Origin of the sequence: Croceicoccus sp. Ery15 (assembly GCF_020985305.1) — a bacterium.
GTDB lineage: Bacteria > Pseudomonadota > Alphaproteobacteria > Sphingomonadales > Sphingomonadaceae > Croceicoccus.
Map to the genome: position 1 here is coordinate 2,751,087 of NZ_CP087588.1, position 21,194 is coordinate 2,772,280.

The window sequence follows — 21,194 nt, forward strand, 5'->3', positions numbered from 1 at the left end:
GAAAAAGACCCCTTAGCCCTGCGGTCCGGTAAACAGCAGCGGGTCGAGCCGCGAGGTGCCCCACATCAGGCTCCAATGCAGATGCGGGCCGGTGGCGCGCCCGCTCGATCCGATCAGCCCCAGTTGCTGCCCCTGCTTCACATGGTCGCCCTGTTTCACATCCAGGCTTTGCGAATGAAGAAACGCGCTGTTGAGCCCGTTGCCGTGGTCGATGATCAGCAGATTACCCTCTAGCGAGAAGTCGCTGGCAGCCAGCACGACCACACCGTCGGCAGGCGCAACATAGGGGGTTCCCGCGCCCGGCGCGATGTCGATGCCGGTGTGATAGCTGCCCGGTTCGCCGCGATAGATGCGCTGCGATCCGAAACGACCCGAAATGCGGCCCTTCACCGGCCAGATGAAATCCTGCCGCCAACCGGCCGCATCGGTTTTCATTGCGCGGGCGGCATAGATCCGCTCCAGCTCGGGCCGGCGGCGCTGCATAAAGCTCTCGCTCGCCCCGCCGGCGCGGCGGGCAGCATTGATATGCTCGATATTCCAGTCGCGCGGCGACACGGTCAGCGTCTGACGCGCCGTGGTTCCGTCGCTGCGCGTGGCGACCAGCGTGGCGCTGCGGCCCGCATCGCGGTCGAATGCCGCCAGAAACGATCCGTCTGCCGCCATCGGCACCGGCGCATCGTCCAGCATCAACGACACCGTACCCGCGGGGGCAACGCCGCGAATCCAGCCGCCCTGCGTCAACTCGCCCGAAAAAGCGAATGTCGCGGGCGGCAATGCTGCGGGAACGGAAGCCGGCGCGGGGGTCGGCGCAGCTGATAGCGCGGGAGTGGGTGCACCCTGCTCCGCAGCCACGGCCTGCGGCTGATCGGCAGCCGGAACGACGGTGCAGCCTGCAGCCAGCACCGCAAGCGATGCCGTGGCCGCCCGTATCATTTGTCTTGCAGCAGGCGCTGGGTCGCGATTTCGGCAGTGGCATAGGGCTCCTGCCGGTCCACGCTCCAGTAACGCAGCATGTCGAGCGCGATCGGCGCGCCGGTGACCGCGCACAGCACGTGATCGCCGGGCGTCATCTGGCGGAACCCGTTGGGGCCATAGAGAAGCTTGGCAGGGCCGGTAGAGGAATTCATCAACATGCCCCCAAACTAACGATCATCGCGGGTTAAAACAATGATTGCTGCTCGGGACCGCCTTCTTTCGGCGCGTCCTGCCGGGTGCGACGGGGGGTGGCCCTTGGTGCATGGGTGGGTGAAGGCGGGGATGAAGGCGCGCTACCCGCAGGCACCGTATCGATGGTGCCGTCCGCGAATCGCAGCGTCAGCCCCGCTTGCGCCGTCGCGGCGGCACGGCTTGTCACCGTTTCCCCGTTCGCGCCGGTCACCACGGCATAACCGCGCTCCAGCGGGGCATAGGGGTTAAGCTGGCCCAATAGCCGCGCAGTGGCGGCCAGTTGCTCGGCGCGGCGCTGCTGGATGCGGGCGACCATGCGGCCCATGTCGGGCACGCTGGCCATGCGCCGCCGTTCCTGCGCCACCAGGCGCGTCAGCACGGCGGGCCGCAGGAAACCGCCCGCTTCGGACAGGCGCCCCTGCGCCTTGGCCGCCCGCGTTGCCAGACCGCGCCGCAGCCTTTCGCCCAGATCGTCGATGCGCTGTCCGCGTTCGGCCACGATGGCGCGCGGATCGGGCAGGCGCTGGCTCCAGTTATCCAGCCGCTCCCGCGCCAGGGCGACAGGCCGCTGCACCCCGCGCCTTTTGCGCAGGCCCAGTTCGGCCAGCATATTGGCCAGTTCGGCGCGCACCGGCACGGCCAGTTCGGCCGCGGCGGTGGGCGTCGGCGCGCGCAGATCGGCGGCATAGTCGGCAAGGGTCGTATCGGTCTCGTGACCCACGGCGGAAATCACCGGAATCGGACTCTCCGCAATGGCACGCACGGCCACTTCGTCGTTAAAGGCCCACAAATCCTCGATCGACCCGCCCCCGCGTGCCACGATCAAGATGTCGGGGCGCGGGATCGCACCACCCTGCGGGATTGCGCCGAAACCGCGCACGGCGGCCGCAACCTGTTCCGCCGCGCCCTTGCCCTGCACCATGACCGGCCAGACCAGAACACGGCTGGGGAACCGGTCCGCCAGCCGGTGCAGAATATCGCGGATCACCGATCCGGTGGGCGATGTGACCACGCCGATTACTTGCGGCAGGAACGGCAAGCGGCGTTTGCGTTCGGGGGCGAACAGCCCTTCGGCGTCCAGCCTTGCCTTCAGCTTTTCCAGCAGGGCCAGCAGCGCGCCCTCGCCCGCGATTTCCATCGAATCGACCACGATCTGGTATTTGCTGCGTCCCGGATAGGTCGTGATCTTGCCGGTCGCGACCACTTCTATCCCGTCTTCGGGCCGGAACGACAGGCGCTGCGCATTGCCGCGCCACATCACCGCGTCGATGACCGCATTATCGTCCTTTAGCGCGGCATACATATGCCCGCTGGCCGCACGTTTGACGCCCGATAATTCACCGCGCAACCGCACATGGCCGAAACGGTCCTCCACCGTGCGCTTCAACGCGTTCGAGATTTCCGACACGGTCAGCGGCTCGGCGTTGTCGCCCGCCCGTTGCCGCGCTAGGAGCGGCGACTCTTCACCGTCGGAATAGTTATCGTAGGGACTGCGCGGCAATGAATATCCTTCTTATCGGCTCGGGCGGGCGCGAACATGCGCTGGCATGGAAGCTGGCGCAATCCCGCCTTTTGCAAAACGGAGACAGACTGTTCGCCGCCCCCGGCAATCCGGGCATGGCCGAATGCGCCGCTCTCGTCACGCTGGACGTGGCCGATCATGCACAGGTCATGCGCTTTTGCGAAGAGCGCGAGATCGGGCTGGTGGTCGTAGGGCCAGAGGCTCCGCTGGTGGCAGGCCTTGCCGACGATCTGCGCGCAGGCGGCATCGCGGTGTTCGGCCCCAGCGCCGCCGCCGCGCAGCTGGAAGGGTCGAAGGCCTTTACCAAGGGGCTGTGCGACGAAATGAACATCCCCACCGCCGCCTATGCCAAGGCGGAGAGCCTTGACGAGGCACTGGCCGCGCTGGAGGGTTTCACCATTCCCGTCGTGATCAAGGCCGACGGTCTGGCGGCTGGCAAGGGCGTGATCATCGCCGAAAGCGCAGATGAAGCGCGCGAGGCCGTGGAAGACATCTTCGGCGGCCGTTTCGGCAGCGCCGGCGCCAGCGTGGTGATCGAGGAATTCCTGACCGGCGAGGAAGCCAGCTTTTTCGCGCTGACCGACGGCAGCACCATCGTCCCCTTTGGCTCTGCGCAGGATCACAAGCGCGTGGGCGAAGGCGATACCGGCCCCAATACCGGCGGCATGGGCGCATACAGCCCCGCCCCCGTGCTGACCGCGCTGCTGGAAGGCGAAGTGATCGAAAAGATCATCGCCCCGACCGTTTCGGGCATGGCAGGTCGCGGCACGCCCTATTGCGGGGTGCTTTATGCCGGGCTGATGCTGACGAAGCAGGGGCCCAAGCTGATCGAATATAACTGCCGCTTCGGCGATCCCGAATGCCAGGTATTGATGATGCGGATGGAGGACGATCTGGGCGAATTGCTGCTCGCCGCCGCCGAATACCGCCTGTCGGCCCTGCGCCCGCCGCGCCTGTCGCCCAGGACCGCGCTGACCGTGGTGATGGCGGCGAACTTCTATCCCGACACGCCCGAAAAGGGCGGCGCGATCGGCGGGCTGGACGCGGCCGAAGCGACCGGCGCAAAGGTCTTTCACGCGGGCACGAAGCTGGATGGCGATACGCTGAGGGCCAATGGCGGGCGCGTGCTGAATGTCACCGCCACCGGCGCGACCGTGACCGAGGCGCAGGCCTCAGCCTATCGCGCCGTCGACGCGATCGATTTCCCCACCGGATTCTGCCGCCGCGACATCGGCTGGCGCGAAGTGGCGCGGGAAAAGGGAGCCTGACGCCTCTTTAACCCGCGCGGTTCTCAGCCCAGCCGCTCACGCGCCAGCTGGGCGAGATCGGCTTCGGGCCGCGCGCCGTAATGGCCGATCACCTCGGCCGCCGCGACCGCGCCCAATGTCAGGCTTTCCTCAAGGCTTTTGCCCTGCACATAGCCGTGCAGGAAACCCGCCGCGAAACTGTCGCCCGCGCCGGTCGTGTCGATCACCTGCGCGACCGGTTCGGCAGGCACTTCGACCCGCTCGTCCCCGCGAATGGCCAGCGCGCCCTTTTCGCTGCGCGTGACCACCAGAACGGGCAGCTTCGGAGCCAGCCAGCCGATCGCCTTTTCGATGTCGTCCGTACCGGTCAGCGCCAGTGCCTCACCCTCGTTCGCGAACAATATGTCGATCTCGCCCGCTTCGATCATCGCGCGGAAATCGTCGCCGTGGCGGTCCAGCAGGAATGCGTCCGACAGGGTAAAGGCCACTTCGCGCCCCGCTTCGCGCGCGCATTCGATGGCGCCCTGCATCGCGGTGCGCGGCCCGTCGGGGTCCCACAGATAGCCTTCCAGATAAAGCACCTTGGCATCAGCCACGAGGGCAGGATCGATCGAGGCTGCCGACAGGAACTGCGACGCGCCCAGAAACGTATTCATCGTGCGCTGCCCGTCGGGCGTCACCAGCACAAGGCAGCGCGCCGTGGGCGGCTCGCCCTCGCGCGGAAGCACCGCGTAATGAATGCCCGCCGCGCGGATGTCATGCGCGAACACATGGCCCAGCTGGTCATTCGCGACCTGCCCGATAAAGGCGCAGCGGCTGCCCAGTGCGGCAAGACCCGCACAGGTGTTGCCCGCCGATCCGCCCGACACTTCCTTGCCCGGCCCCATATTGGCGTAAAGCGCCTCGGCCTCTGCCGTATCGACCAGCCGCATCGCGCCCTTGTCCAGCGCGTGTTCGGCCAGAAATCCGTCGTCGCAACTGGCAATCACGTCCACAATCGCATTGCCGATGGCGAGAACGTCGAAACGGGGTTCGGTCATGATCTTCCTTTGAAATGCGGCGCGCGCGGAACCGGCGCCATGATCGTGGATGGCGGTCTCGCTATCGGGCGAAGCCGTTGACAGCAAGCCTTCCAGAGCATCTACCCTTTCGCACCATGGCCGTTCCCGAAAACCCCCGCCGCGCCATCGCGGATAATGCGCTGCAAACGCTGACGATTCCCGGTGCCTTCGCACTAGGCGCGGCGCAGCTGGCCGATGCGCGGGTGATGCGCGTGCTGGTGAAAAGCGCGATGGTGTCGCTGGTGCTGCTGGCATTGGTGTTCTGGAGCGGCTTTGCGGCATTCGATGCGGGGATCGAATGGATGGCGGGCACCGAAAATGCGTGGATCGCGGGGCTCGGCAATCTGCTGGCCGTCATCGCCGCCGTCCTTTGCGCATGGCTGGCGTGGAGGATCGTCGCCATGGCGGTGCTCAATTTCTATGCCGATAACGTCGTCTCTCTGGTCGAGGCGAAGCATTACCCCGCATTCTCCGCGCGCGACGTGCCGCTGGCAGAGGAAATCGCCATGGCCCTGCGCGGCGCGATGCGGGCGCTTTTCGTCAATGCGCTGGCCCTGCCCGTCGCACTGGCACTGGCGATCACCGGCGTCGGCACGGCGGTTTTGTTTATTACCGTCAACGCCTTCCTGCTGGGGCGCGAATTGCAGGACATGGTCTGGGCCCGCTTTGACCGAAAGGGGGCGGCAATGAACGGCACAATTGCACCACTCACCGCAAGCACCCGTTTCCTGTTGGGATTGGGGGTGGTAGGGCTGCTCGCCATTCCGGTCGCGAACCTGCTGGCCCCTTTTCTGGGCGCGGCAGCCGCCACCCATCTAGTCCACCGCGCCGCCGCGCGCAGAGCCGGGAAACCCGCAGACGGCCATGATGTCCCGTAATCTGATCGCCGCACTGGCGCTGCTGCCGGCACTGGCGGCCTGTGCCCCGTCGGTAAAACAATCGCGCCCGTCCGCCCCGCCGCCGGTACAGGGCGTGCCCCCGCAACAGGCACAGCCGGTTCCGGCCACCGGTTTCCGCCCGGCGCGGGTGATGCAGGGACCCGGTCTTGAAGGGGTGATCGGCGCCGATGCCGACGGGCTGATCCGCCAGTTCGGCACCCCCCGCCTCGACGTATGGGAGGGGGATGCGCGCAAGATGCAGTTTTCGGGCACGCGCTGCACGCTCGACGTGTTTCTCTATCCGCCGCGTCAGGGCGCAAAGGAAACCGCCACATGGATCGACGCGCGCCGCAGCGACGGGCAGGACGTGGACCGCGCCGCCTGTGTCTCGGCCATGCGTCAGCGTTGAATGGCGGCGAAAAGGCGGGCGCTAACCCCGTCTTAACCGTGATGCGCGATATCTGGGCCGGACAGACATCCACAGGCCTTGGCGGAACGCATGACGATCAGTTTTCAGGAAATCGCAGCGCAGGCAGCGCAGGACGGCATTGTTACCGATGCGGAACTGCTGGATCTGCGCCGTAACGGCTGGTGCGACGGCTCGATCTCGGCGGAAGAGGCGGACGCGATTTTCGCGGTCAATCATACGCTTGGCACGGGAAGCGCGGCATGGACCGACTTTTTCGTCGAGGCGCTGGGCGAATATCTGCTCAACCGGCAGGAGCCGCGCGGCTATATGGCCGAGGATCAGGCCGACTGGCTGATCGCCAAGGTTACCCATGACGGCAAGATCGATTCGATGGCCGAACTGGAATTGCTGACCCGCATGATCGAGCGGGCGAAGAACGTTCCGCAAAAGCTCAAGGATTTCGTCCTCGAACAGATCGAGCGCGAGGTTCTGACCGGCACCGGACCGACACGCTATGGTGCTGATTTTTCGGGTGGCGGCGCGCTGTCCGACAGCCATGTCAGCGATGCCGAAGTCAACATGCTGCGCCGCGTGCTGTTCGGACAGGCCAGCGACCGGCCCGCCGCGATCAGCCAGCGCGAGGCCGAGCTGCTGTTCCGCATCAAGGACGCGACCATAGGTGCCGATAATGCGCGCGGGTGGAAACGCCTGTTCGTGCAGGGCGTCGGCAATTATCTTCAGGCCTATTCCGCCGCCAATGCGCAGATCAGCCGCGAACGCGCGGGCGAACTGAATGCATTCATGAACGACAGCAGCAGCAATGTGGGCCGGTTCATGACCCGCATGGTCAAGGCCGTGCCGAACAGCGCGGGCGTGGTGTTCGGCCGCAAGAAGCCCGCCGAACCCGATCTGGACGCAAGGCTGGCGGCAGAGGCCGAAGTGACGAAAATCGAAAAAGCTTGGCTGAACGCGCAGGTCGAAGCCAATGGCGAAGTCGACGAATACGACCGCGCCCTGCTGCATTTCCTTGCCGGCGGCGATCCGCCCGCCGCCTGAGAACCCTGCCTAGACGGTAAAGCTTTCCCCGCAACCGCACGCGCCGGTGGCGTTGGGATTGTCGAACACGAATCCCGCCTGGAAATCATCCTCGCGCCAGTCCATCACGCTGCCGATCAGATAGAGGACCGAGGCGCTGTCGATATAGAAAGTGCCGCCGGGGGTCTCGATCTTCTCGTCGAATTTTTGCTCGTCGGTCACGTAATCGACCGAATAGGCAAGCCCCGAACAGCCGCGGCGCGGGGTCGACAGCTTGACGCCGATGGCATCGGCGGGTGCCTGCGCCATCAGATCGGCAATGCGCTGCTCTGCCGCAGGGGTCAGCGTCACGGCGGCCTTGGGGGCGGGTCGGGTCTTTGTCTCGCTCATCACAGCATCCCCAGTTCCAGTTTCGCCTCGTCGCTCATCTTCTGGGGGTCCCACGGCGGGTCCCACACCAGATTGACTTCGGCATCGCCGACACCGGGCACCGAACCGACGCGCAATTCGACTTCGCCGGGCATGGATTCGGCCACGGGGCAATGCGGGGTCGTCAGCGTCATGGTCACATTGGCATGGCCGTCGTCGCTGATCTCGACCCCATAGATCAGGCCAAGGTCATAGATATTGACCGGAATCTCGGGGTCATAGATTTCCTTCAGCGCCGCGATCACGCTTTCGTACAGATCGCCGCCGGGCTCGTTGCCGGAAATCCCCTGCGGGCGCTCCTTCAAAAAGCCTTCCAGATAATCCTTCCTGCGCTCCTCGGGCTGTTCCACCGCATCGTCGACGCGCGCGCGGCGCGGCGCCTCTACGCTGTCGACGGTCTCGCTCGCTACCGCCTGATGGGCGGGCCGCATCTCGTCGAACGGAGAGGGCGCGATCACGCGGCCATCGTCGCGGATGTTGTTGTTCTGGTCTTCGGGGGTCTGCATTAGCCGAAAATCCTTATCGTACGTTCGATGCCGCGGATCAGCGCGGCAATATCGTCCTCGTCGGAATAGATGCCGAAACTGGCGCGCGCCGTGGCCGGAACGCCCAGATGGTCCATCAGCGGCTGGGCGCAATGGTGGCCCGCGCGGATCGCCACGTTTTCCTCGTCCAATATGGTGCCCAGATCGTGGGGGTGAATACCGTCCATCGTAAAGCTGACGATGCCCGCGCTGTCGTCAGGCCCCCACAGCCGCAGCGAATTGATCCGGCCCAGTTCCTCGCGCGCCTTCGCGGTCAGGCGATCCTCGTGCGCGGCGATGGCTTCCATGCCGATCGCCTCGACATAATCGACCGCTGCGGCAAAGGCGATCGCCTCGGTAATGGCGGGGGTTCCGGCCTCGAAACGCTGGGGCGCGTCGGCCCATGTGGTGCGTTCGAATGTCACGCGGTCGATCATCGAACCGCCACCCTGATAGGGCGGCATCGCCTGCAGCAATTCGCGCCGCGCCCACAGCGCGCCAATGCCCGTCGGGCCATACAGCTTGTGCGCCGAAAAGACGTAGAAATCGCAGCCCAGCGCCGCAACATCGACCGGCAGGCGCGGTACGGCCTGACAGCCGTCCAGCAGCAATTTCGCGCCCACCGATTGCGCCAGTCCGGCAGCGGCGGCGACATCCAGCCGCGATCCCAGCACGTTCGACACATGCGCCAGCGCGAATAATTTATGCCTATTATCAACGATCTGCCGTGCAGCATCGATATCGATGCGACCATCTTCGGTCAGCGGGCAGACGTCGATCTCCACCCCCGTCCGCTCGCGCAGCAATTGCCATGGGACGATGTTGGAATGATGCTCCAGCACCGACAGCAGGATGCGGTCGCCCGCCTTCAGATTTGCTGCACCCCATGTTGCGGCGACCAGATTGATCGCCTCGGTCGCGCCGCGGGTGAAAACCAGCTCGTCCTCCGCCCCGCCGACAAAGCCCGCGATGCGGCGGCGCGCGGCTTCATAGCCCAGCGTCATTTCGGCGCTGCGCGAATAGACGCCGCGATGCACGGTCGCGTAATCGCGGCCCAGCGCATGGCTCATCGCATCGACCACGGCCTGCGGCTTTTGCGCGGTGGCGGCCGTGTCGAGGTAATGCCACGGCGCACCATCGGCGGTCATCATGCCGGGGAAGTCGGCTTTGCGGGAGAGGAGATCAGTCGTCATAGGGACGCATCCTCCAGCCGGTCGAGCACCTTGCCCAGCAGTTCTTCCGCCTTCGCCTCATCGTCCATGGCAGAGAATGCATCCGCGACGAATGCCTGCACTTGCAGCCTGCGCGCCACATGCGGCGGAATACCCCGCGCCGCCATATAAAAGCCCTCCATCGGGTCCAGCGCGCCGATGGCCGCGCCGTGGGCGCATTTCACATCGTCGGCAAAGATTTCTAGCTCCGGCTTGGTATTCGCGGTCGCGCCCTTTTCCAGCAGAATCGCCCGGAAATTCTGCGCCGCATCGGTCTTTTGCGCGTCCTTCACCACTTCGATCCGGCCCAGAAAATTGCCGGTCGCCCGGCCCCAATGAACGGCGCGGATGGTCTGATTGCTGGTCGCTTCCGGCTCGGCATGAACGCAGCGGGTAACGAATTCGCGCACCGTATCGCCGCCGCCGATGGTGACGCCGCCGAATTCGAAATGAGCGCCGCGGGCCAGCGTCGCCTCGACTTCCAGCCGCGCGTATGCGCTGGCCGATGCGATGGCATAGATTTCGGCGCGGGCACCCTCACCCAACACGATCCGCAGGCGGGTCACGCCGGCATTGGCATCGTCGAGCACGAGGGTTTGCACGCTGCTCTCACCGGCAGGGATCGCGACCTCGCGCCAGTCGTCCAGCACATCCGCCGTCAGCTCTTTCAGCGCCGCGGGATCGGCATAGCGCCAGTCCTCGTCGCGGGTTGTCGGAAGAATTGCTACATCGTTCATGAATTGCGCCTCGCTTCGCGCGTGAATTTCTCGATCAGCGTGGATTTGCTGCGGGTCACGCATTGCGTCACATCCGCCTCGCTGCCGGCGCCCTTGCGGACGCAATCGGTAACGGCCCTGCACAGCCGATCATCCAGAGCGGGCACGCCGCTCGATCCGTCCATGCTGCAATGCCAGCGGCCCTGTTCATCCTGTCCGACCATGACGGACACGCTTGCCATGCGCCCGGCGATCACCGTGATGGGATCGCCTTCGGGCAGCGGCTGCGCTTGCGGCGCGGCTGCCGGTGCCATGGCAAGAAGGATGGAGGCCGCCAGCATGGTCATGCACCCACGGCTTCGCCCAATGCCTCATACCCCTCGCGCTCAAGCTCCAGCGCAAGCTCCGGCCCGCCGGTCTTCACGATCCGGCCCTTGGCCAGAATGTGCACCTTGTCGGGCTGCACATAGTCGAGCAGGCGCTGGTAATGGGTGATCAGCAGCACGGCCTTGTCAGGCTGGCGCATGATCGCATTGATCCCCTCACCCACCGTGCGCAGCGCATCGATGTCGAGGCCCGAATCCGTCTCGTCGAGGATCGCCAGCTTGGGGTCGAGAATGCCCATCTGCACCATCTCGGCGCGCTTCTTCTCGCCGCCCGAGAAACCGACGTTCACGTTGCGCTTCAACATCTCCATGTCGAGCTTCAGCAGACCCGCCTTTTCCTTGGCAAGCTTCAAAAATTCACCGCCCGACAAAGGGTCTTCGCCCCGCGCCTTGCGCTGCGAATTCAGCGCCTCGCGCAGGAACTGCACGTTGGAGACGCCGGGGATTTCGACCGGATACTGGAAGCCGAGGAACAGACCGGCAGCGGCACGTTCATGCGGCTCAAGCTCCAGCATATCCTGCCCATTGAATTTCACCGAACCCTCGGTCACTTCGTAACCCGGACGGCCGCCCAGCACATAGGCAAGCGTCGACTTGCCCGCGCCATTGGGGCCCATGATCGCGTGGACCTCACCCGCGCCGACTTCCAGCGTCAGCCCGTTGAGGATCTTTTTGCCATCTATCTCGGCGTGGAGGTTTTCAATCTTCAACATCAGTCTTCTCTCGGTCCATCGCGATAGGTGCGGGGCTTGTAGCCCTGCCCGCTTCCGCGCTTCTGTTCGAAATGCTTCGCCCGCGCCTCGCGCCGGTCACCGATGCGCACGCGCATGCCGGCAGTGATCCGGTCGAGCACGGCGTCCATGTTTTCCAGAATATCGCTCGCCTTCAGGCGCATCACCTTGATGCCCACGGCCTCAAGGCTCTTGTCGCGGCGGGTGGCGATCGTCTCGTTCTCGCCCTCTTCCTCGATGATGATCGCCATGCCGAGGTTGTGGCAGTTGAAATCGACGATGGCCGATCCCACCACGGCGAACCGCTTGAAGCTGTATTTGCCCATGTCCGCTTCGGCGAACTTGTCGGCCAGCGCCTTGTGCGCCTCGGAAGGCTCGCGCCGCATCTCGCGCGCACGGTCGTGCAGCGTGTCGAGGCGGGATTCGGAAATCTCCCACCCGCGGCCCCGCTTTTTCAGCGCGGGGGCGGTGTCGTCCTGCTCGGACGCGGGCTTGATCTGGAGGGTTTTACGGTCGGTCATTTCCATGATGCCTGTGCTCAATTGCCAAGACTGCGACGAAAGTTCGCAATTTGCGCTTCCACAACCATCGCTCTTTCCCTTTGGTTCTGGTCATGCGTATCGAAGGCTCGGTTCACTTCTGCCTCTGCTGCCACAGGGTCAGACCATGCAGGGTCTAGCACCAATGCAGCGTTCGCCTTCTGGATCGAGTCTTGTCGCAATTCGGCGCACGATTGGATGGCAAACTCTACCTGTTTGACTGGGCTAGATTGTTCAGCTTGATCGGTTTGATCCGATACGCAGTCAGCGTATTCTTCGAACGCTGGGGCGATCGCGGTTTGTATTTCATTCGAACTGCTGAACACGACCCGATCGCCGATAGGTGGCTTTTCCTGAGCGGCGTGGGCGGCTGAGATGGCCAGCATAATTGAAAGCACACCGCCAAACATCACCCCACGCTCCCCTCAAGCGAGATCGCGAGCAGCTTCTGCGCCTCGACCGCGAATTCCATCGGGAGTTCCTTGAGAACCTCCTTGGCAAAGCCGTTGACGATCAGCGCCACGGCCTCTTCTTCGCCGAGGCCACGCTGCATCGCATAGAACAGCTGGTCGTCGCTGATCTTGGACGTGGTCGCCTCGTGCTCGATCTGGGCGCTGGGGTTCTTCACCTCGATATAGGGCACGGTATGCGCGCCGCTGGTGTCGGACAGCAGCAGCGAATCGCACTGGGTGAAATTGCGGACGTTATCGGCATTCGCGCCCACGCGGACAAGGCCGCGATAGGTGTTGTTCGACTTGCCCGCCGAAATACCCTTGGAGATGATGGTCGAGCGGGAATTCCTCCCGTTGTGGATCATCTTGGTGCCGGTATCGGCCTGCTGGAAATTATTGGTGACGGCGACCGAATAGAACTCACCCACCGAGTTTTCGCCGTTCAGCACGCAGGACGGGTATTTCCACGTCACCGCGCTGCCGGTTTCCACCTGCGTCCACGAAACCTTGCTGTTCTTGCCCTGGCACAGGGCCCGCTTGGTCACGAAATTATAGATGCCGCCCTTGCCGTTCGCATCGCCGGGATACCAGTTCTGCACCGTCGAATATTTGATCTCGGCATCGTCCAGCGCGACCAGTTCCACCACAGCTGCGTGCAGCTGGTTTTCATCGCGCATCGGCGCGGTGCAGCCTTCGAGGTAGGAGACATAGCTGCCTTCGTCGGCCACGATCAAAGTGCGTTCGAACTGGCCGGTGTTCTCGGCATTGATGCGGAAATAGGTCGACAGCTCCATCGGGCAGCGTACCCCCTTGGGGATGTAGACGAAGGTGCCGTCCGAAAAGACCGCGCAATTGAGCGTGGCGAAGAAATTGTCCTGCATGGGCACCACGCGGCCCAGCCATTTCTTCACCAGATCGGGATATTCGCGGATCGCCTCGCTGATAGAGCGGAAGATGACGCCCGCTTCCTCAAGCTCCTTGCGGAAGGTCGTGGCGACCGAAACGCTGTCGAACACGGCATCGACGGCCACCTTGCGCGCGCCTTCCACGCCCGCCAGCACCTTCTGCTCCTCAATCGGGATGCCAAGCTTGTCGTAAACCGACTTGATCTCGGGATCGAGCTCGTCAAGCGACGACAGGGTCGGCTTCTTCTTGGGCGCCGCGTAGTAATAGGCGTCCTGATAATCGATCGGCGGCACGTTCAGCTTCGCCCAGTCCGGCGGGGTCAGCGTCAGCCAGTGGCGATAGGCTTTCAGGCGCCATTCCAGCATCCATTCCGGCTCTTCCTTCTTGGCCGAAATGAAGCGGACCGTATCTTCCGACAGGCCTTTTTCCGCGAATTCCTGTTCGATATCCGACGAAAAGCCGAACTCGTATGTTTCCAGCTTTGCCGCTGCCTCGCGGGCCTCGCGGTCCTGCTCGACGGCTTCGTTCAGCGTGGTCGTATCTTTGGGGGCGTCGGTCATGCCGCCTCTTCCTCCTTCGCCAGATCGGCGAGCGTTATTCCCTCAAGCGCGCCGCGAATGGCACGGTTGACTTGCGGCCAGTGCGGTTTCGTGCCGCAATTATGTTCGATCTGGCACCCCGACGGGCCATCGCTGCACTGGGTCATGGCGATGGGGCCTTCGACCGCCTCGATAATGTCGGCCAGCGTGATCGCCGCCGCCGGACGGGCCAGACGGATGCCGCCATTCGCCCCGCGCGTCGAACGCAGCAGCCCCGCGGCGCTTAACCGGCTGACCAGTTTCTGCACGGTCGGCACGGGCAGGCCGGTCTGTTCGGCCAGCTGCGCCGCGCTCCACAAGGTGCTGCCGCAATGGCCGGCCGCGGCGCGCATGGCGACCACCGCATAATCGGCAAGATTGGACAATCTCATGGCAGTTCACGGCGCATGGGGGTGCACAGACTCGTTAATTCGGACCAAATCGTTCCGAATTGCAGCTAGTGACGCACCCCCATGGATGCAAGCGAAGATTAACTCTTGCGAGTCGTTCTTATTTCCCGCCTGCTTTCACCTCTTCTATCCACGCATCGACATTCTCTTCCATGATCGACAGCGGCACCGGTCCGTTGCCCAGCACCACCGTGTGATAGGCGCGAATGTCGAAATCATCGCCCAGTTCGGCCTTCGCCTTGTCGCGCAATTCCTCGATCTTCAGCTTGCCGATCATATAGGCGGTCGCCTGACCCGGCATCACGATATAGCGTTCGATGGCCTTTTGAATGTCGCCGTCGGGATTGGGCGTATTCTCGGTCAGAAAGGCGATGGCCTGCTCGCGGCTCCATTTCTTGGAATGGATGCCGGTGTCGACCACCAGACGGCAGGCGCGCCATAATTCGGCCTGCAGACGGCCAAAATCGGAAAAAGGATCGGTATAGAACCCCATGTCCTTGGCCAGATTTTCCGAATACAGGCCCCAGCCTTCGGAATAGGCCGTCACCCCGCCAAAACGCCGGAACGGGGGCAGATCGCCCAGCCCCGTCTGCACCGAAAGCTGAAGATGGTGGCCCGGCAGACCTTCGTGATAGGCCAGCGCCTCCAGCTCGTTCAGGCTCATCGATTCAAGCTTGTAGAGATTGACGTAATAGATGCCGGGTCGCGAACCGTCGGGCGCGGGGCGCGAATAGAATGCCTTGCCCGCCGATTGTTCGCGGAATGCCTCGACCGGCTTAACCTGAAGGGCGTCTTTCGGCAGAACCTCGAACCATTTGGGTAATTCGGCTTCCATCGCATCCAGCGCGACATCCACCTTGGCCAGATATTCCTCGCGGCTTTTGGCGTAAAAGCGCGGGTCGGTTCGCGTATATTCGAAGAATTCGGGCAGAGTGCCCTGATATCCCACCTTTTTCATGATCGCGCGCATCTCGTCATGAATGCGCGCGACATTGTCCAGACCGATCTGGTGGATCTGGTCGGCAGGCAGGTCGGTGGTCGTATAGCTCTTGAGCAGGGCCGCGTAATATTTGTCGCCATCGGGCAGCCGCCACACGCCATCGTCGGTGCCCGCTTTGGCCTGCTGTTCGACCATCACGGCGCGCAGCAATTTATATGCGGGCAGCGCGCTTGCTTCCCATGCGGCGATGGCCTCGGCAGTCAGCTCCTTCTGGTCCACCCCGTCGAGCTTGGCGATTTTCTCGCGGAAATCGTCGATGATCGCATTGCCTGCATAGTCGGGGCCGGCTGGCGTGATCAGATTGTCGATATCCGAAATCACATAGGGATAGACCCAGCGCGGCGGAATCACGCCTGCCTGCGCGCGCTGCACCGCGCGCTTGGTCTGCCCGTCGAGATAGGGGCCGATGCCCGCAATCCGCTCGATATAGGCGTCGGCCTCTTCCTCGTTACCGATGCGGTGCATATTGACGAGGAACGAGGGGATGCCGCTTTGCGCGCCGAACATCTGGTTGAAGATATAGCCGTTCTCCCGATACGGGGTCAGCGCTTCCTGCCGCTCCATCGCGGATTTGAACAGGCGATAGGACAGCGCATCCTGCCCTTCCAGCCTTGCCGGATCGAAACCTGCTTCCATCCTCGACAGAAAGGCGCGGTCCATCGCGTGTTCGCGCAGATCGGCAGCCAGCGAGGGATCGTTCCACTTGCCGTAATCTTCGTCGCGAATGCCGCGAGAAGTCTTGGTCATCGGGCTGAACGACAGGCCCGCTTCCTCATAGGCCTGAAAGAACGCATTGATATCGCCTGCCTCGATGGCGGCATTCACCATGGCCATTTGCGCGGCGGGGATCGCATCGGTGATCGCGGGGCTGCCCGTTACCTGTTGCGCAACAGCTTGCGCAGCAGCTTGCGCCGCCGGTTGGGCCACGCCGTTGGAATTGCCGGTCAGGAACAGGGCCGAACCGCTGCAAAGCAACAGGGCGGATAGGCGGCGGAACTGGGTCAAGGGGCGTCTCCCGGTTAAGTGCAATTGAAACTATCTCGTCATCAGTGCCGCATCGCGCGGCAAGAGGCAAACACAAGCGGAAAAGCGTTCGACAGCGCGCCCCGTCTCGCATACGCAATATGGCCATATGGCCTATTCGCTGCTCCGTCCGCTGATCTTCCGCCTCGATGCCGAAAACGCCCATGGCTTGGCGCTGGCGGCACTGAAATCGCTGCCCTCGTCGCTGCTGGCCAGCCCGCCGCGCCCCGATCCGGCACTGGCGATAGAGGTCGCGGGTCTGCGCTTTCCCAATCCGGTCGGCATGGCGGCGGGTTTCGACAAGAACGGCGAAGTCCCCGATGCGCTGCTGCGCTGCGGCTTCGGCTTTGCCGAGCTTGGTTCGGTGACCCCCAAGCCGCAGGCGGGCAATCCGCGCCCGCGCCTGTTCCGGCTGGAAGAGGACCGCGCGGTGATCAACCGCATGGGATTCAACAACGAAGGCGAGGTCGCCGTCGAACAAAGGATGAAACGGCGCGCGGGGCAGGCCGGCATCGTCGGCATCAATATCGGCGCGAACAAGGACAGCGCCGACCGCGTCAGCGATTATGCGATCATGGCCCGATCCATGGCTCCCTATGCGTCCTATCTGGCGGTCAATATTTCCAGCCCCAACACGCCCGGACTGCGCGCCCTGCAAGACCCCGAGGCGCTGGGCGGATTGCTGGACGTGGTGATGGATGCGCGCGGCAGCGATGTGCCCGTTTTCCTGAAAGTCGCGCCCGATTTGCTGCCCGAGGATATCGACGCCATCGCCCGTATCGCGGTGGACAAGGGGCTGGGCGCGCTGATGATTTCGAACACCACCATCGAACGCCCCGCGCTGCAATCGCGCCATGCGGGCGAAGCGGGCGGGCTGTCGGGCGCGCCCCTGAAACAGATGGCGCTGGAACGGCTGCGCGATTTCCGCAAGGCAAGTGGCGGCAAAGTGCCGCTGGTCGGCATCGGCGGGATCGCCACGGCCGAAGACGCATGGGAACGCATCCGCGCGGGCGCCAGCCTTGTGCAGCTTTACAGCGCGATGGTCTATGAAGGGCCGGGCATTGCCGCCGCCATCACCCGCGGCCTACCCGCGCTGATGAAGCGCGACGGTTTCGCGACGATTGCCGAAGCGGTGGGGAGCGAATGACGATGCGCGCTCTGCCCGCCTTTCTCCTCGCGGCACTGCTGGCGGGCTGCGCCGCGCCGGTCGATCTGGCTAGCGCTCCTCCCGCGCCGAGTGAGCTGAGCCAGCCAGATAAGGGGCCCCATGCGGGCGGTGTCGTCAGCGCCGCCGACCGCCGCGCCGCCGATGCAGGCGCACGCATCCTGCGCGAAGGGGGCAATGCGCTGGATGCCGGATTTGCCGTGCTGCTGGCGCTGAACGTGGTCGAACCGCAAAGTTCGGGGATCGGCGGGGGCGGCTTCCTCGTCCTCGACACCGGCGACGGGCAGCCGGTAACCTATGACGGGCGCGAAACCGCCCCCGCCGCCGCCACGCCCGACCGGTTCATGCAGAACGGCCAGCCGATGTCCTTTCCGCAAGCCTGGCCCGGCGGCAAAAGCACCGGCGTTCCGGGCAATGTCGCGATGATGGCGCTGGCGCACCGCGACCACGGCCGCCTGCCATGGTCGCAGATCTTCCGCCCCGCGATAGAGCTTGCGCGCGAGGGTTTCGTGGTCACGCCGCGCCTTCACAACACGCTAGCCGCCGCAAAGCTGACCGGCCCGCTATCGGCAGAGGCGCGCGCGCTGTTCTATCCCGATGGCGACCCCGCGCCGGTCGGTTCGACCATCCGCAACCCCGCATTCGCCGCCATGCTGGAACGCATCGCGGCAGAAGGACCGGACGCGTTCTATCGCGGCGACAACGCCGCCAGCATCGCCGCCGCCGTGCAGGGCGCCCCGGTCAATCCCGCCGATATGACGGTGGAGGATATCGCCGCCTATCGCGCACAGCGGCGCGACGCAGTCTGCGGCACCTATCGCGTATACACCATCTGCGGCATGGGCCCGCCATCGTCGGGCGCGACGACCGTGCTTGCCATTCTGAAGCAGTTGGAACGCTTTGACATGGCATCCCATGGCCCCGACACGCCCACCGGCTGGCACCTCTTCGCCGAGTCCCAACGCCTCGCCTATGCCGATCGGGAGCAATATCTGGCCGACAGCGATTTCGTGGCGGTGCCCGTCGCGGGGCTGACCGATCCCGATTACCTCGCCCGCCGCAGCGCGCTGATCGATGCGGGCACCACCATGGCCAGCGCCAGTGCGGGCATGCCTGCGGGCGCATCGCTTGCCCATGCACCGCAAGCCGCGCAGGCCGAACACGGCACCAGCCATTTCGTCGTCACCGATGCCGACGGCATGATCGTCAGCGAGACTTCCACGATCGAGGCGGCCTTCGGATCGGGCCTGTTCGTCAACGGCTATTACCTCAACAACGAACTCACCGATTTCGCCCGCTCGCCCACCGAAAACGGCAAGCCCGTCGCCAATCGGGTGGAAGCGGGCAAGCGCCCCCGTTCGTCCATGTCGCCCACCATCGTCTACGGCCCCGACGGCAAGCCGCGCCTTGCGGTCGGTGCGGCAGGCGGGTCGACCATCATCGTGCAGGTCGCCAAGGCGATCATCGGCGTGGTCGACTGGGGCCTGTCCGCGCAGGACGCGATCGCCCTGCCCTTCCTGTACGCCCCCGGCGACACGCTGATGGTAGAGGAAGGCACCGAACTGGAAGCCATGCTGCCCGCGTTCCGCGCATTGGGGCATGACGATGCCACCACCATGCCCGGCAGGCTCAAGGCGAATGCCGTCGAATGGGTCGATGGCCGGCCCGTGGGCGCAGCCGATCCGCGCAGCGAGGGGGCGATGGTCACCCCCTGACCGGCAGAAGCACCCATCCTGCCAGAAACCCCCGTTTTGCCGGAAAGCCCCACCCGCCCTAGATGCTGAAACGGCACACGGCAGCCCTGCGCAGACGGGCACCGCACCGCAGAGGAAGAGGTCGACAAAGGCATTATGGCGCACGGCAATCCGGGACATCCCGACAGGCACGGCCCGCACGGCTTTACGCTGGCGGATATCGAGAATGCACAGAACCTTGTCGCGCTGTTCCTGAAACGCGCCGATGTGCTGGGCGATGCCCCCTTCCTGTTCGCCAAGGCCGATGGCGAATGGCACTCGCTCAGCTGGGCCGAAGTGTCGCGGCAGGTGTGCCTGTTGTCGCAATCGCTGCTGCAACTGGGCCTGCAAAAGGGTGACCGCGTCCTGCTGGTCAGCGAAAACCGCCCCCAATGGTGCATTGCCGATCTGGCGATCATGGCGGCGGGGCTGATCACCGTCCCCGCATACACCACCAATACGGTCAACGATCACCAGCATGTGATCGAGAATTCGGGCGCGCGCGCGGTGATCGTTTCGGGCGCAAAGCTGGCAAAAAACCTGATGCCCGCCGTGGTGACCAGCAATTGCGCCGAGTTCGTCATCGCGATGGAGCCGATCCGCCCGCCGCAGAACGTGATCTATCACGATATGGCCTCGCTGCTGACCGGCGATGCCGAACTGGCGCGCCATGCGGTCGACGCGCGGGTCGCGGGGATCAAGCGCGAGGATCCGGCCTGCATCATCTATACCAGCGGCACCGGCGGCCTGCCGCGCGGCGTGCGCCAGCACCATGGCGCGCTGCTGCACAATGCGGCGGGCGCGGGCGATGTGATCGCGAACGATTTCGGGTGGGAGGAAGAGCGGTTCCTCTCCTTCCTCCCCCTCAGCCATGCCTATGAACATACCGGCGGTCAGGCTTTCCCGATCGCACTGGGCGCACAGATCTTCTATTCCGAAGGGCTCGACAAGCTGGCCGGCAATATCGAGGAAGTGCAGCCGACGATCATGGTCGTCGTCCCCCGCCTGTTCGAGGTTTTGCGCACCCGCATCCTGAAACAGCTGGCGAAGCAGGGCAAGCTGGCCGAAACCATGGCCATGCGCGCCAGCAGGCTGGCCGAGCGCAAGGGCCTTGGCAAATCGCGTCCGCTGATCGACCATGCCGAAGACGCGCTGCTGGAACGCGTGCTGCGCCCCAAGGCGCGGGCCAAGTTCGGCGGCAGGGTCAAGGCGCTGGTATCGGGCGGCGCGCCGCTGACGCCCGAAATCGGCTATTTCTTCACCGGCCTCGGCATGCCGCTGCTGCAGGGATACGGGCAGACCGAATCCGGCCCGATCATCAGCGTGAACCGCCCGCGTTCGGGGCTGAAGATGGATACGGTCGGCACGCCGCTGCGGGGCGTGGAGGTCCGCATTGCCGAGGATAGCGAAATCCTTGTGCGGGGCGAGCTGGTGATGCACGGATACTGGCGCAATGCCGAGGAAACCGCGCGCGCGCTGAAAGACGGCTGGCTGCACACCGGCGACATCGGCCATATCGACCGGCGCGGCCGCATCGTCATTACCGACCGCAAGAAAGACATGATCATCAACGACAAGGGCGACAATGTCGCGCCCCAGCGCGTTGAGGGGATGCTGACCCTGCAGCCCGAAATCGGGCAGGCCATGGTCTATGGCGACCGCAAACCCTATCTGGTCGGGCTGATCGTGCCCGATGCCGACTGGGCCCGCGAATGGGGCGAGGCCCATGGCCGCACCGGCGACTGGACCGGCTGGCGCGAGAACGCCGAATTCGCCGCCGCCGTGCGCGAAGCGGTCGACCGCGTGAACAACGATCTGTCGGTGATCGAAAAAGTCCGCCGCATCATGCTGGCCGAAGAGGCTTTCACCATCGAGAACGAGGAAATGACCCCCTCGATCAAAATCCGCCGCCACAAGCTGCGCGAACGCTATGGCGCGCGGCTGGAGGGGATGTATCGCTAGGCGGGTTTTCGGGTTTTCGGGCTAAAGGCGGTCTGTCTGGAAACGACCGGTTTTGGAAATTGCCCCCGCTAATGTAGACATTGGCGGCCTCTTTTTGTTCAGCCTCATAA

General features: G+C 64.3%; 22 protein-coding genes. 7 read left to right on the forward strand and 15 right to left on the reverse strand.

Going from position 1 to position 21,194, the window contains the following annotated elements; genetic code table 11:
- Positions 1-12: 12 nt before the first annotated feature.
- The 3 genes from LOZ77_RS13470 to xseA are packed head-to-tail and all read right to left on the reverse strand — an operon-like array spanning position 13 to position 2,668.
- Positions 13-933, reverse strand: a complete 921-nt coding sequence (locus LOZ77_RS13470; protein ID WP_230279515.1) for a M23 family metallopeptidase — start codon at positions 931-933, stop codon at positions 13-15.
- Positions 930-1,133: a DUF2093 domain-containing protein gene (locus LOZ77_RS13475; RefSeq protein ID WP_230279516.1), complete on the reverse strand. Its 204-nt coding sequence runs from the start codon at positions 1,131-1,133 to the stop codon at positions 930-932. The genes LOZ77_RS13470 and LOZ77_RS13475 overlap by 4 nt, the downstream gene beginning before the upstream one ends.
- 26 nt (positions 1,134-1,159) lie before the next feature.
- Positions 1,160-2,668, reverse strand: a complete 1,509-nt coding sequence (xseA, locus tag LOZ77_RS13480) for an exodeoxyribonuclease VII large subunit (protein ID WP_230279517.1) — start codon at positions 2,666-2,668, stop codon at positions 1,160-1,162.
- On the opposite strand from xseA, the gene purD reads away from it, so the two are divergent.
- Complete coding sequence (gene purD, locus LOZ77_RS13485; RefSeq protein WP_230279518.1) at positions 2,668-3,957, forward strand: phosphoribosylamine--glycine ligase; 1,290 nt, start codon at positions 2,668-2,670, stop codon at positions 3,955-3,957. The genes xseA and purD overlap by 1 nt on opposite strands.
- Positions 3,958-3,980: 23 nt before the next feature.
- Here purD and LOZ77_RS13490 read toward each other — a convergent pair whose 3' ends face one another.
- Complete coding sequence (locus LOZ77_RS13490; RefSeq protein ID WP_230279519.1) at positions 3,981-4,976, reverse strand: adenosine kinase; 996 nt, start codon at positions 4,974-4,976, stop codon at positions 3,981-3,983.
- 116 nt (positions 4,977-5,092) lie between these two features.
- On the opposite strand from LOZ77_RS13490, the gene LOZ77_RS13495 reads away from it, so the two are divergent.
- The 3 genes from LOZ77_RS13495 to LOZ77_RS13505 all read left to right on the forward strand — a co-directional run bounded on the left by LOZ77_RS13495 (position 5,093) and on the right by LOZ77_RS13505 (position 7,340).
- The gene (locus tag LOZ77_RS13495) at positions 5,093-5,875 is read left to right on the forward strand and encodes an EI24 domain-containing protein (RefSeq protein WP_230279520.1); all 783 of its coding nucleotides are present in this window, start codon (positions 5,093-5,095) and stop codon (positions 5,873-5,875) included.
- Positions 5,862-6,284, forward strand: coding sequence for a hypothetical protein (locus tag LOZ77_RS13500; RefSeq protein WP_230279521.1), 423 nt, complete (start codon positions 5,862-5,864; stop codon positions 6,282-6,284). Before LOZ77_RS13495 ends, LOZ77_RS13500 begins: the two co-directional genes overlap by 14 nt.
- 90 nt (positions 6,285-6,374) lie before the next feature.
- Positions 6,375-7,340 (forward strand): hypothetical protein, encoded by a 966-nt coding sequence (locus LOZ77_RS13505; RefSeq protein ID WP_230279522.1) that lies wholly within the window; start codon positions 6,375-6,377, stop codon positions 7,338-7,340.
- A gap of 9 nt (positions 7,341-7,349) precedes the next feature.
- Here the strand turns inward: LOZ77_RS13505 and LOZ77_RS13510 are convergent, their stop codons facing one another.
- From LOZ77_RS13510 to LOZ77_RS13560, 11 genes are all read right to left on the reverse strand, one after another.
- The gene (locus LOZ77_RS13510) at positions 7,350-7,709 is read right to left on the reverse strand and encodes an iron-sulfur cluster assembly accessory protein (protein ID WP_230279523.1); all 360 of its coding nucleotides are present in this window, start codon (positions 7,707-7,709) and stop codon (positions 7,350-7,352) included.
- Entirely contained in the window at positions 7,709-8,179 is a 471-nt protein-coding gene (locus tag LOZ77_RS13515; protein ID WP_230281874.1) for an SUF system Fe-S cluster assembly protein, read from the reverse strand. Before LOZ77_RS13515 ends, LOZ77_RS13510 begins: the two co-directional genes overlap by 1 nt.
- Before the next feature lie 74 nt (positions 8,180-8,253).
- Positions 8,254-9,465: an aminotransferase class V-fold PLP-dependent enzyme gene (locus LOZ77_RS13520; protein ID WP_230279524.1), complete on the reverse strand. Its 1,212-nt coding sequence runs from the start codon at positions 9,463-9,465 to the stop codon at positions 8,254-8,256.
- Positions 9,462-10,220: a SufD family Fe-S cluster assembly protein gene (locus tag LOZ77_RS13525; RefSeq protein WP_230279525.1), complete on the reverse strand. Its 759-nt coding sequence runs from the start codon at positions 10,218-10,220 to the stop codon at positions 9,462-9,464. Before LOZ77_RS13525 ends, LOZ77_RS13520 begins: the two co-directional genes overlap by 4 nt.
- Positions 10,217-10,546 (reverse strand): hypothetical protein, encoded by a 330-nt coding sequence (locus LOZ77_RS13530; protein ID WP_230279526.1) that lies wholly within the window; start codon positions 10,544-10,546, stop codon positions 10,217-10,219. Before LOZ77_RS13530 ends, LOZ77_RS13525 begins: the two co-directional genes overlap by 4 nt.
- Positions 10,543-11,298 (reverse strand): Fe-S cluster assembly ATPase SufC, encoded by a 756-nt coding sequence (gene sufC, locus LOZ77_RS13535; protein WP_230279527.1) that lies wholly within the window; start codon positions 11,296-11,298, stop codon positions 10,543-10,545. Before sufC ends, LOZ77_RS13530 begins: the two co-directional genes overlap by 4 nt.
- A complete protein-coding gene (locus tag LOZ77_RS13540; RefSeq protein ID WP_230279528.1) occupies positions 11,298-11,837 on the reverse strand; it encodes a DUF559 domain-containing protein in 540 nt (179 codons plus the stop codon). The genes sufC and LOZ77_RS13540 overlap by 1 nt, the downstream gene beginning before the upstream one ends.
- 17 nt (positions 11,838-11,854) lie before the next feature.
- A complete protein-coding gene (locus LOZ77_RS13545; RefSeq protein ID WP_230279529.1) occupies positions 11,855-12,265 on the reverse strand; it encodes a hypothetical protein in 411 nt (136 codons plus the stop codon).
- On the reverse strand, positions 12,265-13,773 hold the full coding sequence (sufB, locus tag LOZ77_RS13550) for a Fe-S cluster assembly protein SufB (protein WP_230279530.1): 1,509 nt from the start codon (positions 13,771-13,773) through the stop codon (positions 12,265-12,267). The genes LOZ77_RS13545 and sufB overlap by 1 nt, the downstream gene beginning before the upstream one ends.
- Complete coding sequence (locus LOZ77_RS13555) at positions 13,770-14,183, reverse strand: SUF system Fe-S cluster assembly regulator (protein WP_230279531.1); 414 nt, start codon at positions 14,181-14,183, stop codon at positions 13,770-13,772. The genes sufB and LOZ77_RS13555 overlap by 4 nt, the downstream gene beginning before the upstream one ends.
- A 118-nt stretch (positions 14,184-14,301) precedes the next feature.
- Positions 14,302-16,206, reverse strand: coding sequence for a DUF885 family protein (locus tag LOZ77_RS13560; protein WP_230279532.1), 1,905 nt, complete (start codon positions 16,204-16,206; stop codon positions 14,302-14,304).
- Between the two features lie 127 nt (positions 16,207-16,333).
- Between LOZ77_RS13560 and LOZ77_RS13565 the strand changes: the two genes are divergently transcribed.
- The 3 genes from LOZ77_RS13565 (at position 16,334) to LOZ77_RS13575 (ending at position 21,084) form a co-directional block, all read left to right on the forward strand.
- Positions 16,334-17,371 carry a quinone-dependent dihydroorotate dehydrogenase gene (locus LOZ77_RS13565; protein ID WP_230279533.1) on the forward strand — a complete coding sequence of 346 codons (1,038 nt, stop codon included), beginning with the start codon at positions 16,334-16,336 and terminating at the stop codon, positions 17,369-17,371.
- Positions 17,368-19,104: a gamma-glutamyltransferase gene (ggt, locus tag LOZ77_RS13570; RefSeq protein ID WP_230279534.1), complete on the forward strand. Its 1,737-nt coding sequence runs from the start codon at positions 17,368-17,370 to the stop codon at positions 19,102-19,104. The genes LOZ77_RS13565 and ggt overlap by 4 nt, the downstream gene beginning before the upstream one ends.
- Before the next feature lie 135 nt (positions 19,105-19,239).
- On the forward strand, positions 19,240-21,084 hold the full coding sequence (locus LOZ77_RS13575) for a long-chain fatty acid--CoA ligase (RefSeq protein ID WP_230279535.1): 1,845 nt from the start codon (positions 19,240-19,242) through the stop codon (positions 21,082-21,084).
- Positions 21,085-21,194: the final 110 nt, after the last annotated feature.

Excerpts from the sequence above, each read along its gene's own strand:
- LOZ77_RS13470 (WP_230279515.1), bottom strand. The coding sequence starts at position 933 with ATGATACGGGCGGCCACGGCATCGCTTGCGGTGCTGGCTGCAGGCTGC.
- LOZ77_RS13475 (WP_230279516.1), bottom strand. The coding sequence starts at position 1,133 with ATGTTGATGAATTCCTCTACCGGCCCTGCCAAGCTTCTCTATGGCCCC.
- purD (WP_230279518.1), top strand. The coding sequence starts at position 2,668 with ATGAATATCCTTCTTATCGGCTCGGGCGGGCGCGAACATGCGCTGGCA.
- LOZ77_RS13490 (WP_230279519.1), bottom strand. The coding sequence starts at position 4,976 with ATGACCGAACCCCGTTTCGACGTTCTCGCCATCGGCAATGCGATTGTG.
- LOZ77_RS13495 (WP_230279520.1), top strand. The coding sequence starts at position 5,093 with ATGGCCGTTCCCGAAAACCCCCGCCGCGCCATCGCGGATAATGCGCTG.
- LOZ77_RS13500 (WP_230279521.1), top strand. The coding sequence starts at position 5,862 with ATGATGTCCCGTAATCTGATCGCCGCACTGGCGCTGCTGCCGGCACTG.
- LOZ77_RS13505 (WP_230279522.1), top strand. The coding sequence starts at position 6,375 with ATGACGATCAGTTTTCAGGAAATCGCAGCGCAGGCAGCGCAGGACGGC.
- LOZ77_RS13510 (WP_230279523.1), bottom strand. The coding sequence starts at position 7,709 with ATGAGCGAGACAAAGACCCGACCCGCCCCCAAGGCCGCCGTGACGCTG.
- LOZ77_RS13515 (WP_230281874.1), bottom strand. The coding sequence starts at position 8,179 with ATGCGGCCCGCCCATCAGGCGGTAGCGAGCGAGACCGTCGACAGCGTA.
- LOZ77_RS13520 (WP_230279524.1), bottom strand. The coding sequence starts at position 9,465 with ATGACGACTGATCTCCTCTCCCGCAAAGCCGACTTCCCCGGCATGATG.
- LOZ77_RS13525 (WP_230279525.1), bottom strand. The coding sequence starts at position 10,220 with ATGAACGATGTAGCAATTCTTCCGACAACCCGCGACGAGGACTGGCGC.
- LOZ77_RS13530 (WP_230279526.1), bottom strand. The coding sequence starts at position 10,546 with ATGACCATGCTGGCGGCCTCCATCCTTCTTGCCATGGCACCGGCAGCC.
- sufC (WP_230279527.1), bottom strand. The coding sequence starts at position 11,298 with ATGTTGAAGATTGAAAACCTCCACGCCGAGATAGATGGCAAAAAGATC.
- LOZ77_RS13540 (WP_230279528.1), bottom strand. The coding sequence starts at position 11,837 with ATGACCGACCGTAAAACCCTCCAGATCAAGCCCGCGTCCGAGCAGGAC.
- LOZ77_RS13545 (WP_230279529.1), bottom strand. The coding sequence starts at position 12,265 with ATGTTTGGCGGTGTGCTTTCAATTATGCTGGCCATCTCAGCCGCCCAC.
- sufB (WP_230279530.1), bottom strand. The coding sequence starts at position 13,773 with ATGACCGACGCCCCCAAAGATACGACCACGCTGAACGAAGCCGTCGAG.
- LOZ77_RS13555 (WP_230279531.1), bottom strand. The coding sequence starts at position 14,183 with ATGAGATTGTCCAATCTTGCCGATTATGCGGTGGTCGCCATGCGCGCC.
- LOZ77_RS13565 (WP_230279533.1), top strand. The coding sequence starts at position 16,334 with ATGGCCTATTCGCTGCTCCGTCCGCTGATCTTCCGCCTCGATGCCGAA.
- ggt (WP_230279534.1), top strand. The coding sequence starts at position 17,368 with ATGACGATGCGCGCTCTGCCCGCCTTTCTCCTCGCGGCACTGCTGGCG.
- LOZ77_RS13575 (WP_230279535.1), top strand. The coding sequence starts at position 19,240 with ATGGCGCACGGCAATCCGGGACATCCCGACAGGCACGGCCCGCACGGC.